At 69.8% G+C, this 13,148-nt stretch carries 12 protein-coding genes and 1 tRNA gene; 5 read left to right on the top strand and 8 right to left on the bottom strand.

Annotated elements, in window-relative coordinates:
• Positions 1–22 precede the first annotated feature (22 nt).
• The 4 genes from AB0I53_RS03220 to AB0I53_RS03205 all read right to left on the bottom strand — a co-directional run bounded on the left by AB0I53_RS03220 (position 23) and on the right by AB0I53_RS03205 (position 4,508).
• Positions 23–244 carry a DUF3618 domain-containing protein gene (locus AB0I53_RS03220; RefSeq protein ID WP_132482584.1) on the bottom strand — a complete coding sequence of 74 codons (222 nt, stop codon included), beginning with the start codon at positions 242–244 and terminating at the stop codon, positions 23–25.
• Positions 245–463: 219 nt separating this feature from the next.
• Positions 464–1,666 carry an FAD-dependent monooxygenase gene (locus AB0I53_RS03215; protein ID WP_358595611.1) on the bottom strand — a complete coding sequence of 401 codons (1,203 nt, stop codon included), beginning with the start codon at positions 1,664–1,666 and terminating at the stop codon, positions 464–466.
• A 56-nt stretch (positions 1,667–1,722) separates the two neighbouring features.
• Entirely contained in the window at positions 1,723–3,249 is a 1,527-nt protein-coding gene (locus AB0I53_RS03210) for an FAD-dependent monooxygenase (RefSeq protein ID WP_358595608.1), read from the bottom strand.
• Positions 3,246–4,508, bottom strand: coding sequence for an FAD-dependent oxidoreductase (locus AB0I53_RS03205; RefSeq protein ID WP_358595605.1), 1,263 nt, complete (start codon positions 4,506–4,508; stop codon positions 3,246–3,248). Before AB0I53_RS03205 ends, AB0I53_RS03210 begins: the two co-directional genes overlap by 4 nt.
• 104 nt (positions 4,509–4,612) lie before the next feature.
• On the opposite strand from AB0I53_RS03205, the gene AB0I53_RS03200 reads away from it, so the two are divergent.
• Positions 4,613–5,251 carry a TetR family transcriptional regulator gene (locus AB0I53_RS03200; protein ID WP_358595602.1) on the top strand — a complete coding sequence of 213 codons (639 nt, stop codon included), beginning with the start codon at positions 4,613–4,615 and terminating at the stop codon, positions 5,249–5,251.
• A 31-nt stretch (positions 5,252–5,282) separates the two neighbouring features.
• Here the strand turns inward: AB0I53_RS03200 and AB0I53_RS03195 are convergent, their stop codons facing one another.
• Positions 5,283–6,245, bottom strand: coding sequence for a GntR family transcriptional regulator (locus AB0I53_RS03195; protein ID WP_358595599.1), 963 nt, complete (start codon positions 6,243–6,245; stop codon positions 5,283–5,285).
• Positions 6,246–6,598: 353 nt separating this feature from the next.
• Between AB0I53_RS03195 and AB0I53_RS03190 the strand changes: the two genes are divergently transcribed.
• Positions 6,599–7,393 (top strand): FAD-dependent monooxygenase, encoded by a 795-nt coding sequence (locus AB0I53_RS03190; protein ID WP_358595596.1) that lies wholly within the window; start codon positions 6,599–6,601, stop codon positions 7,391–7,393.
• Positions 7,394–7,473: 80 nt separating this feature from the next.
• Positions 7,474–7,547, top strand: a tRNA-Leu gene (locus AB0I53_RS03185).
• A gap of 233 nt (positions 7,548–7,780) precedes the next feature.
• Here AB0I53_RS03185 and AB0I53_RS03180 read toward each other — a convergent pair.
• Complete coding sequence (locus tag AB0I53_RS03180) at positions 7,781–8,245, bottom strand: MarR family transcriptional regulator (protein WP_358595593.1); 465 nt, start codon at positions 8,243–8,245, stop codon at positions 7,781–7,783.
• A 114-nt stretch (positions 8,246–8,359) separates the two neighbouring features.
• Between AB0I53_RS03180 and AB0I53_RS03175 the strand changes: the two genes are divergently transcribed.
• Entirely contained in the window at positions 8,360–9,181 is an 822-nt protein-coding gene (locus tag AB0I53_RS03175; RefSeq protein ID WP_358595591.1) for an endonuclease/exonuclease/phosphatase family protein, read from the top strand.
• An 11-nt stretch (positions 9,182–9,192) separates the two neighbouring features.
• Here AB0I53_RS03175 and AB0I53_RS03170 read toward each other — a convergent pair whose 3' ends face one another.
• Positions 9,193–10,347, bottom strand: coding sequence for an epoxide hydrolase family protein (locus tag AB0I53_RS03170; protein ID WP_358595589.1), 1,155 nt, complete (start codon positions 10,345–10,347; stop codon positions 9,193–9,195).
• Between the two features lie 176 nt (positions 10,348–10,523).
• Here AB0I53_RS03170 and AB0I53_RS03165 point away from each other — a divergent pair, with 176 nt between their 5' ends.
• Positions 10,524–11,912: an FAD-dependent oxidoreductase gene (locus tag AB0I53_RS03165; RefSeq protein WP_358595586.1), complete on the top strand. Its 1,389-nt coding sequence runs from the start codon at positions 10,524–10,526 to the stop codon at positions 11,910–11,912.
• A gap of 7 nt (positions 11,913–11,919) precedes the next feature.
• On the opposite strand, the gene AB0I53_RS03160 is transcribed toward AB0I53_RS03165, so the two are convergent.
• On the bottom strand, positions 11,920–13,098 hold the full coding sequence (locus AB0I53_RS03160) for a helix-turn-helix domain-containing protein (RefSeq protein WP_358595583.1): 1,179 nt from the start codon (positions 13,096–13,098) through the stop codon (positions 11,920–11,922).
• Positions 13,099–13,148: the final 50 nt, after the last annotated feature.

Below are 13,148 nucleotides of genomic sequence, written 5' to 3'. Positions count from 1 at the left end.
CAGCCCAAAAGACTCACGGGTCTCAGCGGAACAGCTTGCGCACAACCGCAACGGTGACGAGAGCACCGACGCCGATCAGCACGTAGCGCACCCTCGGATCGCTGAGCTTCTCCTGCAGGCTGGACTTGCCGTACTCGACGAAGCGCTTCGGGTTCGCCTTGACGCTCAGTTGGTCCAGCGTGCTGGCCAGCGCTTCACGCGCCTGCTCGATGTCGCGCTCGATGGCGTCTGGATCACGGGCCACGTGTCCTCCTCACGTTCACCTGGCTGCTTGACACCGTAGAGCACCGCCGAACCGGCCACGCACCAGCGGTTCGCGTGTCGCGCCCGCAGCCCCGGTCGGGAACGCCCATCCCGCCAAGATCACCCCCGGGCCGAGCGGATGGCGACCACGTTGCGGACGTCCGCGGTGCGAGCGTCGCAAAACCGCCTCACCCGGCGGTCGCAGGTCAGGCAGGGTGTTCTACCGGGGTTCCGGCACGCCGTTGATGAGCTCTCGCCCGAACGACTCCAGCACCTCCGTCGAAGCCCGGACAGCGTCGAAACCCCGGTCGGTCATCTCCTTCTCGTAATCGCCGACGGCCGTCACCAGCGGTGTCCCCTGGTTCCGCGCCGAGAGCAGGCACCGGGTCAACGTGCCTGCGTCTGCCAGCGCGGTGTTGGCGCCGGACCCCTTGGCCGGTGGCATGGCGTGAATCGCGTCGCCGAGCAGGGTCACGTTGCTCGGCCGCCACGCGGCGAGCGGAACCGATGTGGCCATGCGGAGGAAAAAGGTGTGCTCCGGCCATCCTTGTTCGACGATCGCGCGCAGGCCGGGATGCGAGCGCCTGGTCAGCTCGACCGCGCGCTGGTGCAACGTTGCCGGATCCGTGGCGGACAGCGTGGCGTCGCCGTCCGGCAGCTGGGCGGCGGCGATGGTGATCGCCCACATCAGGAAGTCCGCCCGGTCGGTCAGGCGCAACCCCGGCCACAGCCGGTCGGCGCTCTCCTGCGGATCGTTCGCGAACCGCAGGTACCCGATCGCCATCGCCGGATCGCTGCCCGTGACCGCAGCGAACGAGCCGCCGAGCCCGGGTGGCAGCGTCGCGCTGCTCTCCGATGTGATCGGAGACTTCCCGCCGATCCACCGAACGCCGGTGTCTCGCGGTTCGGCATCGGGCAGGTACTGGCGGCGCACGGCCGAGCCGATGCCGTCCGCGCCGACCAGCAGGTCGCCGGTGTCGCTGCCGCCGTCGCGGAAATGCACCCGCACCCGGTCACCGCTTTCGAACCGATCGACCGCCCTGCCGAAGTGGACGACCTCGTCCATGCCAGCGAGGAGGATCTCGCGCAGCGTCAGCCTGCTGACGGCCGAACCGGGGTTGATGATCGCCGGTGCGGCCGGTCCCGGTATCGGCACCTCGCGCAGCCGGTGCTCGGCGGCGGACAGCACCTGGAACCGCTCGTTCGGCTGCCCACGCGTGTCCAGGTAGAGCCGGTACAGCGGCGCCGGAAGGCACGTGCGCAGCGCGTCATCACCGCGGTGGTCGATGTGGATGCGATGCCCCTGCGTCCGGGAACGGGGCGACGCGTCCTTCTCGAACACGGCGACGTCGATTCCCGCTTGCCGCAATCCTTGTGCCAGGCACAGTCCGCCCAGGCCGGCTCCCGCGACGAGTACTCGCATGACGTCCACTCCTGTCGTCGAATTGTTCTGTCGTTCAGGCCTTGCCAGGCAGGTCGTCAGCGCACGTCCCGATGGCGGCCGTGCAACCGGTCCAGCACGCCCGGCAAGAGTTGCCAGGACTCGCGGCCGGCCCGTTCGGCCCGCCATGCGACGACCCCATCCGGCCGGACCAGCACCAACCCGTTAGCCGAGATTCCGTACCGGCGAAGAGATTCGCCCGGCAGCTCCCGGATTTCGATGGGGCGGCCACCGACGCTCGGCGGGGTGGGAGGCAGCGATGGCACGGCGCTCGGCCCGGCCAGCATGACGAACCCGTGGCCGAACAGGTCCAATGTGGACTCGCCGGTGGCGAGTCGCACGTGCGCGGCACGGGTGCCCGGCCGGCCGGTTGGCGCCAGCGGATCCTCGAACAGCGCGCTGCCGTCGGATTCGGCGAGCACGGCCGTCGAGTGGTACCGGAATCCCAACTCGCGGGTCAGCCGGTCGGGAACCTCGGAGTCGGCCGGTGCCGACATCAGCGACATCGCGTCGTCGATCGACGCTTCAGCGCGCGGCCGCCGCTCCGCGTCGTAGCTGTCCAGCAGGCCGAGGCCGGCCGCGCCCCGCAGGATCGCGGCGATCTTCCAGGAGACATTGTGCGCTTCTTGGATGTGCGTGTTGCCATTCATGCCCGGCATCGGTGGCGCGGCACAAGCGGCGTCGCCGAGCAAGGCCAACCGGCCGTCGTTGAACCGATCGGCGGTGCGCGCGGTGATGTCGAACGAAGTGCGGCCACTGATCGTGACGTCCACATCGGATCGTCCGATCGCGGCGTGAACCAGCTCGACGCAGCGCTCGTCGGTCAGATCGGCAAGCCGTTCCGGCTCGTGGGAGAGGACGAGCGCCCAGCGATGCCGCCCTGGCTCCGGCAACACCATGCCGCCCACCGCGCGGACCAGGTAGCCGCCCGCTGACGGCGACACCGCGTCGAGGTCGGCGCGAAACGCGATGCTCGTCCGGTGGCCGAGCACGCCGGGGCCGTGCGCCCCGACGCCGGTGTTGGCGCTGGACTCGTCCGGCGATCCATTCGCGAGCAGCAGGAAGTCGCTTCGCACGGCGCGTTCGGCGCCCGCCGAATCGCGCAGCACCGCGGTGATCCCTTCGGCGTCTTTGGAGTGCCGGACGAAGGTCGTGCTCATCCGGATCTCGGCACCGAGCTTTTCGGCGGCCGAACGCAGCACGCCGGACAACTCACCGTCGTTGCAGTAGCACGGCCGAATCGGGCTGACCGATTCCGGCACGGTCGGCCACGGCGGCGACAGCACGGACAGCACCGGACCGGCAAGGGTTTCCACCGCGACCATGGCGCGGGGCGCCGACTCGTCCTGCGCGATGGCGAGCACCGGCCCGGCCAATCCGGCGCCGTGCAACGCCTCCATGGTGCGGGTGGTGAGCCGGTGGTTTCGAGGCCCGGGCGGCCGCCTGGGTAGCGGGTCGATCACGAGGGCGGGTACGCCGTGCCGCCCGAGGAACGCGGCCGCGGACAGTCCCGCGACGGTGGCGCCCACGATGAGCACCGGGATGTCGGCGTGCGCCCGCTTCACCTGGCTCCCCCGCCGCCGGCCGCAGCCAGGATTCGTTCGTTTCGCACGCGTTCAGGCCGGATGCCGTAGGCGATCACCCGACCCATGAGCTTGCCGATCAACCCGGCGCCGGCCCCGGCGCCATCTTCGGCGCTGCCGGTCCCGGCCGTCGCGCCGTTGAGGTCGACCCGCAGCGCGGCGCGTTGCAGCAGCTGCATCGTGGCCGTCGGCATCGTTCTGCGCCGCTGGACCGCCGCAAGGGACGACCGGGGCACCGGGATCCCCGCGCGTTGGCAGCGGAGCAACGGCTCGACGAGGGTGTTGGCCGCGGCGACAGCGTCCTGCACGGCGAGGTTCACCCCAACACCGCCGACGGGCGACATGCAGTGCGCGGCATCGCCGATGATCAGCATGCCCGGCACGTGCCAACGGCGCAGCCGGTCTACCCGCACGTCGAGGAAGCCGAGCGCGTCGATGGACTCGATCTCACCGACCCGGTCGGCGACGAACGGGGCGAGCCGCGCGACCTTGTTCCGGAACGCCTCGATACCCGCCGCGCGCAACGCCCGGATGCCGTCGCCCTTCGGGATCTCCACGAACGACTGCCAATAGGAACCGCGGTCGATCAGTCCGAGGATGTCACCGCCGTCGAGCCGGAGGGTGATGCCCTCCGGCGGATCGTCGTCGCGCCGGGAGAGGCGGAACAGCACGACGTCGATGGGAACGCCCATGGCACGCGGACGCAGACCGACCGCGACGCGGGTGGTCGACCGCCGCCCATCGGCGCCGATCACCAGGTCGGCCCGGATCTCGTGCTCCTCGTCTCCTTCGCGGTAGCGGATGCCGCACACCCGGCCGTCCACCCGCACGACGTCGCGGAATGACGCGTTCATCAGCAGCCGGAAGTTGGGGTACCGCGCCGCTTCACCGGTGATGAAGTCGAGGAAGTCCCACTGGCCGATCATCGTGATGTGCGGGAACTTGACGTTCAGCCGCCGAAAGTCGGCCAGTTCCCGGCGCTTGCCGGCCCGGATCATGCCCATCGAGCCGATCTTGCGATGCGGCCGGGCGTGCAGTTTCTCGGCCAGCGCCAACTGATCCAGCACGTCGAGCGTCGCCGGGTGGACGGTGTCACCGCGGAAGTCGCGCAGGAAGTCGCCATGCCGCTCCAGCAGGGTCACCTCGACCCCGGCGCGGGCCAGCAACAGCGCCAGCACGGCGCCGGCCGGGCCGCCTCCGACGACGCACGCGGTGGTGGAACGACTCTTGGTCTCCAACATTCGCGCCCCTTTTCTTCAACACTGATGAAGAAAACGTAGCAGGGCGCCGCCGAATACTTCAACAGTCGTTGGAGAAAAATCCGGCACGACTAAGCTGAGTCGTGATGAGCATCGTGGACGGCCCCGATCCCGGGGCGAGGCCGAACCGCCAGGGTCGATGGCGGACCGGGCAGGAGAGCAAGCGCAGGATCCTGGCCGCCGCCAGGGCGAGCTTCGCCGCCAACGGCTACCAGCGCGCGACCGTCCGGTCCATCGCCGCGGACGCCGACGTGGACCCCTCGATGATCCACTACTTCTTCGGGCGCAAGGACCAGCTTTTCGCCGCGACCATGACCATGGCCGACAGCCCGCGCGATCCGATCGCCGAGCTGCTCGCCGAGGGGCTGGACGGGCTAGGCGCCCGGCTGGTCCGGCGGTTCCTCGAAGTGTGGGACGCGACGGAGCGCGTCGAACCACTGCTGATCACGGCGCGTTCCGCGGACGGCGCCGACACCTCGGCCGCCATGCTGCGGGAATACATCGACCAGGAGTTCACCGCGCAGCTGGTCGCGGCGCTGGACGCGCCGGATGCGGCGCTGCGGGGCGACCTGGTGGGCGCCCAGCTGCTCGGGCTGGCGTTGGCCAGGTACTCGATACGGCAGGAACCGCTGGCCTCCGCCGACCACGACACGCTGGTCGCCTGGCTGGGCGAAATCGTTCAGCGCCTGCTCACCGGCCCATCACCGGGCGGCGCGGCGCAGTGATCACCGTGCGGCGCGTCTCCAGAGCGGCGGCTCAACCGAGTTCGCCCGCGGCGTCCGAATTGCGGATCCGCAGGGCCAGGCCGTCGAGCAGCGAGCGCAGGCCCAGCTCGAACAGGTCGTCCAGGATCAGGTCATAGCCCTCGGTGGACAGCGTGGTGAACACCTTGGCGAATGTCGGGTAGCGACCCGTGCCGATGATCGCCTCCATGCTCGGCATCTGATTGTCCATCCACTCGTCCTCGGACAACCCGGACGCGCCGAGCGCCTGCTGTTCGCGTTCCAGGTGGACCGCGATGCCGTGCACGTGGCTGAACAGCAGCACGTGCAGGTCGCACATGGCGGCCGCGCCGAGGCTGAGGCCGTCCAGTGCGGCGAGCACCCACTCCGCGTGCACCATCAGGTTGGGCAGCGGCAGCGGCCGGGTGATCGGGGCCAGCTGGGCCAGCCACGGATGCCGCCGGTGCAGCGCCCACAGGGTGCGCGCGCCGAGCTCCAGGCGAGCGCGCCAGCCGGCCGGCGGTTGGGCCGGGTAGCCGCGCTCGCCGAACGCGGCGTCCGCCATCAGCATGACCAGCTGCTCCTTGCCGGCCACGTGGCGATACGGCGACATCGGCGCGACCCCGAGCCGGGCCGCGACGCCGCGCATCGACAGAACGGACAGTCCCTCGTTGTCGGCGATCTCGATGGCGGCTCGCACGATCCGGCCGCGGGCGAGGTCCTCTGGTCGGCTGCGCGGCACGGGCCGGCGGGCGGGCTTGGTCGCCGCCGGGCGATCGGAGGAGCCCTCGACCACGTTGCCCGAGCGGGGCTCAGCACGGATCAGCCCCTCCCGACTCAAGGTGTCCAGCGCCTTGGCCGCGGTGGCCGCCGCAACGCCCCACTCGGCGGCGATCCTGCGGGTGGAGGGCACCTTGGCCCCGGGGACCAGCTCGCCTTCCGCGATCCTGCGCCGGAGCTCGGCGGCGATGGTCAGGTACCGCGGTTCCGTCGGCATGCACACCTCTCATCTGTGCTAGTACAGATATCCGACTGTACTACGCCAGTTTTGGCGCTTCTGCGGAATAACTGACACCTTCTGCAACGCAATCGCGAACGCGTACATCGTCTCAGCAGTGGAGCAGCCATGCGGAACGTCCTGATCTCCGGAGCCAGCATCGCCGGCCCGGCCCTGGCCTACTGGCTGCAGCGCAAGGGCTTCTCGGTGACGGTGGTGGAGCGAAACCCCGGCCCGCGCAAGGGCGGCCAGGCGATCGACGTCCGCGGCTGTTCCGGTCCGAGGAGCACACGATCAGCAGCGGCCGACTGGACAACGAGGACGTTGAACTGCTGCGCGAGGACCTCACCGCGATGCTGCACGAGGCAACGAAAGACAAGGTCGAGTACGTCTTCGGCGACTCGATCACCGCCCTGCGGCAGGACGAGCGCGGCGTCCAGGTCGAGTTCGAGCGCGGCGGCTTCCGCACCTTCGACGTCGTCATCGGCGCGGACGGCCTGCACTCCGCCGTGCGCCGGCTCGCCTTCGGGCCGGAGCAGCAGTTCAGCTCGCATCTCGGCCAGTACCTGGCGATCTTCCCGATGGCCAACTTCCTGGGCCTGGACAACTGGCAGGTGTGGTTCCGGGACGAGGCTTCGGGTGCCGGTGGCGGCGTCTATCCGGTGCGCGACAACACCGAGCTGCGGGTCACCCTCGGCTTCATGTCCGAGCCGGTGACCTACGACTACCGGGACACCGAACAGCAGAAGCGGCTCATGGCCGAACGGCTGGCCGGCCTCGGCTGGGAGGTCCCGAAGCTGCTGTCGGGGATGGCGGAGGCGCCGGACTTCTACTTCGACGCGATGTCCCAGATCCACATGGACCGGTGGACGACCGGCCGGGTAGCGCTGGTCGGCGACGCCGGCCACTGCGCCTCGGTGCTGTCCGGGCAGGGCACCAGCCTGGCCCTGGTCGGCGCATACGTGCTCGCCGAGGAGCTGGGCCGGACCGGCATCGACCACACCGCCGCCTTCGCCGCCTACGAGCGGCGGGTGCGCCCGTTCGTCGCGCTCAACCAGGCCCTGGCGACCGAGAACCCCGACGGCCCCGCGCCCGAGGAGTCGCTGAACCGCGCCAAGAACGGCATCTCGCTGGACGCCGACGCGTGAGCACACCTCCTCGGCGCCGGAGCCCTGGTCGGGAACGCCCCGCCCGCCAAGATCACCCAACGCGATAGGCTGTGCCGAGCGGGGCCGTAGCCCAATTGGCAGAGGCACTAGGTTTAGGTCCTAGCCAGTGAGGGTTCGAGTCCCTCCGGCCCCACGATCCGGCGGCGCGCGAACTCAGCGAGGTCAAGCGTCCGTCGGCTCATTGCCCGACGGACGACCTGGCGCGCCGCTGCTCGCAGAGGGTGTCGCGGCGCTACGCCCGTCGGGACGAATGCCGCAGCGAGCACCGCGGCGGCAATGGTTCAACAATCAGACGCACGGCCCAGCACTGGCGCACGTCTGGAACAGAAACCTTTCCGTCCACTATGGCCAGTGCTTCGCGACGCATCAGGAGTGGCCACCGGGCTTGGATGTCTTTTCGCGGTCGCCCCAGCCGATGATCACTTCGAGGCCGCGGAGGAATGTCTCGGTCTCGTCCGGACCCAACTCTTGTTCCAGGCGCTCCCGAAGCAAAGCGACCCTCTTCTGGGCCACCTCTCGCTCTTCTCTCCCCCGGCCGGTCAGGTGGACCAGGCGGCCGCGGCCGTCGGCGGGATCGGGTTCGGTGCGGACGTAGCCGGTGCGCTCCAGTCCGGCGATCTGGCGGCTGATCGCCTGCTTCGAGACGCCGGTCATGCGGGCCAGCTGGCCGACCGACCGGGGCTCCTCGCCCAGGTTGCGCAGGACGTTGACACCTTGCGCCGGCGAGTGGTCGCTGAAGCCGTCCTCGCGCAGGCCCTCGGCTACCAGGCCGTACACGACCGCGAACGCCCGGGAGAGGGCTCCGGCCAACGACAACTCGGAGGACGACACGAGCCGAGTGTAGTCAACTCGTTGACAAAATCGGGAGCCGTCGACCAGCATTGCCAATCGTCAACCTGTTGACTACTACCGACCGGGAAGCGAGCGCGACGCATGGAGCTCCGGGTGCTCACCATCAACGTCCAGAACATCCAGGGCGACCCGCGACGAACCGAGCAGATCAACCGCGAGCTGCGACGCCTCGACCCGGACCTCGTCGCGTTCCAGGAGGTCGTGCAGACGCCCGAGCGCAAGCAACTCGACGAGCTCCTCGCCGGTACGGGCCTGCACGGCACCCACCAGAGCGATGTCATGTCGTACGAACCGCCGTGGATCGACCGCTACGGCGGGAGCGCCGTCGCCACCCGCTGGCCGCACGCCGTGCGCGAGGTCCTCGACATGCGGCTGGCCGGGGCGGCCGACGTGCCGTGGTGCACCTTGGCCGTCACGGTGCCCACTCCCGCGGAGGGAGAGCTCCTCTTCATCGGCACCACCGCCGCATGGCGTCTCGACGCCGAGCAGGTCCGCGAACAGCAGGCGATCGCCCTCACCGATCTCGACGCCCGGCACCGCTGCGCCCTCCCGACGATCATCGCCGGCGACTTCAACGCCGCGCCCGAAGCCGCCAGCATCCGCTACCTCAGCGGCCTGCAGTCACTCGGCGGACGAAGCGTCCACTACCACGACGCCTGGGCCGTCGCCGGCACCTCGCCAGGGCACACGTGGACGGTCGACAACCCGAACGCTCGCGCCGTCATCGATCTGGCCGTGCGCCAGCCCCACCACCGCCGGCGGATCGACTACGTGTTCATCGGCTCGTGGCATCAGCATCCGAACGCCCACTGCCACGTGCGCTCCGTCGAGCTCGCCTTCGACGAGCCCGTTGAGGAGGTTTGGGCGAGCGATCACTACGGCGTCGTCGCCGACCTCGAGATCGGCGCCGACTGAACGTCCCGGATTCAGCGGAGCTTCCGGAAGAACGTTCGGACGTCTTCGACCAGGGCTTCCGGCGCTTCCATCGCGAGGAAGTGCCCGCCCTTCCCCAGTTCCGTCCAGTGCACGATGTTGTGATCGCGCTCCGCCCAGCGCCGGATCGTCACGTCGTGGTTCGAGACCAGCACACCCGTCGGCACCGTTCCCCTGCCTGCCGGCTCCGCGCTCCAGTCGGCGGCCGAGATTTCCTCGTAGTAGACCTGCGCCGCCGATGCCGCCGTTCCCGTCAGCCAGTACAGCGAGACGTCGGTGAGCATCCGGTCGCGGTCGATGCCGTCCTCCGGCAGTCCTTCCGGCGGGTCGGTGAGCTCCTTGAACTTCTCCACGATCCAGGCCAACTGGCCGACCGGCGAATCGTGCAGGCCGTAACCGACCGTCTGCGGCCGCTTGGAATTGCACTGCAGGTAGCCGTCGTTGAAGTCCTGCATCGCCTGCCAGCGCCGCTGCTCCAGCTCGGTCAGTCCGTCCATCTCGCCCTCGATGCCGGCCGGCAACGCGAGCAGGGCGTTGAGGTGGACACCGACGACGCGCTCCGGGTCCTGCTTGCCCATCTCGGGGCCGACCCACGCGCCCGTGTCGTAGCCCTGCACGCCGTAGCCGCCGTACCCGAGCCGGGACATCAGCCGCACCAGCAGCCCGGCCATCCTCGCCGCGCTCATCCCGGGCCCGGCCAGCGGCGTGGAGAACCCGAATCCGGGCAGCGACGGGATCACCAGGTGGAAGGCGTCGGCCGGATTCCCGCCGTGCGAACGGGGATCCGACAGCGGCGCGATGACGTCGAGGAAGTCCACGACACCGCCCGGCCAGCCATGCAGCAGGACCAGCGGCGTGGCGTCCGGTTCCGGCGAGCGCACGTGCAGGAAGTGGATGTTCTGCCCGTCGATGGTGGTGACGAACTGCGGGTGCGCGTTGATTTCCGCCTCGTGGGCGCGCCAGTCGTACTCGGTGCGCCAGTGCTCGACGAGTTCTTCGAGGTAGCCGACCGGAACACCGCGGCTCCAGCCGACTCCGGGCAGCTCGTCCGGCCACCGGGTGTTGGCCAGCCTCGCCCGCAGATCGTCGAGCTGCTCCTGCGGGATGTCGATGCGGAAGGGGCGCACGTCGTGCTGTTCGTTCGTCATGCTCCGGACGCTACGAGCGCCTTAGGACACATCCGGCCCTAAGGCGCATCCGGCCGCGAGGCGTCATTGACGAACTTCGATGATCCGCGCCCGGAAACTTGCGGGATTCGTCGAAGCGGCCGAGACGGCCGCGCACCTAGCGTTTCCGTTGGCACACATCGGTTTCAGGAGGGTGAATGAACGCAACGCGGACCGGAATGAGCACAGTGGACGCCGTCGTCATCGGCGGCGGAGTTTCCGGCCTGGTCGTGGCACGGCGGCTCGTCGCGGCAGGAGCGGAGGTCGCCGTTCTCGAAGCGCGCCCGCAGGTGGGTGGCCGCACGCTCCTGACGCGCGCGGCAGAGGTGACCGTCGATCAGGGCGGGCAATGGTTGGGGACGAACATGGGCCCGCTGCGGGAACTCCTGGCCGAACTCGGCATCGGCACGAATTCCAACCCGTCGCTGCGTGATCCCGGCGCGGGCAACATCTGGCACCGCGACGGCAGCCGGAACACCTACGAGGGAGACCTGCCGCCGCTCTCGGAGAACGCGACGATCGAACTGCTGACTGCCATCGGTGCGCTCCAAGACGTCGCGGCCGACGTAGAAGTCGGCAACCCGTGGGACTCGGCACGGGCCGTGGAGCTCGATTCGACCACGCTGGAGCACTGGCTGAGCGAGCACGTCGCCGACGAGGACGTTCGCTACCTGCTGACGCAGACCTTCACCTTGAACCTGGGTGCGCCGCCCGCGCAGATGTCGCTGCTGTACGCCGCGTGGTTCCTCAACGGCGTGGGCGGGTTCGAGGCGATGGCGTCGTCCGAAGCCGAGCGCATCAGCGGCGGTGCGGGCTCGATAGCGCATGCGCTCGCCGCCGGACTCGGTGACCGCGTCCGGTGCGATTGGCCGGTGCGGACCATCGAGCACTCCGGCGACGGGGTGCGGGTGATCGGCCTGAACGGCGACGAGATCACGGCCGCGCGTGTCGTGGTGGCGATGAGCCCGGCCGACGCTCGGCACATCGAGTTCCGCCCGCACCTGCCGACCTCTCGCCAGCTGTTGCAGCGCAACTGGCAGCAGTTCGCCGCCGTGAAGTTCCACGCGATCTACGACCGTCCATTTTGGCGCGACGAAGGGCTCAGCGGCGCGGTGCTCTCCGACCTGCCACCGGCCCCGATCGTGCTCGACGATTCGCCCGATGACGGTTCCGCCGGGGTGCTGGTCGGCCTGCTCGGCGTGCACGGACCCCGGTTGCTCGGCGGCAACGAGCCCGAACTGCTCGACGACCCGCAGCGCCTGCGCGCGGCCGTGCTCAACGCGCTGACCGCCTACTTCGGCGAGCGTGCCGGGGAGCCGATCGAGTTCCTCACCCGAAACTGGGCCGTGGAGCCGTACATCTCCGGTGCCATCGCGACAACACCACCCGGGTTGCTGTCCGCTCACGGCGCGGCACTGCGCCCCGCGGTCGGGCCGATCCATTGGGCAGGCAGCGAAACCGCGACGCGCTGGGCGGGTTGGATTTCCGGGGCGATCGAGGCGGGGGAACGCGCGGCCGGGGAAGTAGCGGCCGCGCTGAGTCGCTAGAACGGCGCTACCGGTCGAACATGCCGAGGACACGGCCCCAACGCAGGGCCGTCTCGAGTTCGGCCGCGCGGATGCTCACCGGGCGGCCGAGCTGTTCCTCGCAGGTGTTCAGCCGGTAGGCGACCGTCCGGTCGCTGATGCCGAGCCGAATCGCGGCCGAGGACGCGTTGTGCGCGCTTCGCAGGTAGGCGTAGATGGTCGCCCGCAAGGTGTTGTTGCGGACGCCCTCCCGGGCCAGCGAGCCGAGTTCGCGTTCGACGAACCGGCGCGCCGCCTGCTCGTCGCCGAGCGCCACGGCCTCGACGCTGACGTCGTCGTAGTGGCACGCGAAGGAACCGAAGCGGGAGGCGACGTTGGCCGCGGCGAGCGCCTGGCGATGCGTGGCCCGGAAACCCTCGGCGCCCGCCTGCGCGTCCCCGATACCGATTCGCACCTCGTCACCGGGGACATCGAGTTCGGGCGGCACGGACACCTCGTCCGTCGCCAACCAGGCCCACAGCAGGTCGCCGCTGGCGGCCACGGACAGCGAGCGGACTCCGAGCTGCCGGATCAGCCGCTGCAGCACCGAATTCGCCCCTGTCCCCGAGGCGACCACACCGACATGGGTGCGGAGCAGGTCATAGCCCAGCTCGCCCGCGTCGAAGTGGCTGCCGCCGAGAACGTCGCGGATCATCTGGACCTTGCGTTGCGTGCGGCTGCGCAGGTACTGCTCCCGCTCGCGCTCGAATACCGCCGCCACGTCGGTGATGACGCCTTCGGTATGGGCGAACATGAACCGCGACGCGATGCGCAACGCCTCCGTGCGCTGCGCGGGGTCGGCGCAGATCGATGGCGCGATCTGCAGGCACCTGTCGAAGCACACCTGCTGGCCGAGCCGGTACATGGCAAGCAGATCCGGCAGCCGGAAACCCATCCTCGCGGCGGCCCGCGCCTCGTCGAGGGCATCGGTGGGCGCCTCGACCGGCCCGTGCCTGCGGTGTCGGAGTGCGTCCAGCGCCGCGCGGACGTTGCCGGAGGCGCTGCGGCGCATCGACTCATCCAGTTGTAGCCGGGACGGCTCGTCCAGCGTAGGGATGTGCTCGTAAGCCGCCCGCATGATCTCGTCGACGAGTTCGCCGACCACCTCGCCGAGGCGGTCGGCGAACTCGCCCAACGACTCTTCCAGCCGTGTCGTCCCGACTTCCACCCGGCGATTATCCCGCTCACGCGGACGAGCCGGCCGGGCTGCGCTGTGAC

It is taken from the genome of Saccharopolyspora sp. NPDC050389 (assembly GCF_040655595.1).
In the GTDB taxonomy this organism is placed as follows: Bacteria; Actinomycetota; Actinomycetes; order Mycobacteriales; family Pseudonocardiaceae; genus Saccharopolyspora.
The sequence above is the reverse complement of the archived record's forward strand: the minus strand, read 5'-3'. Positions and strand labels throughout refer to the sequence as shown.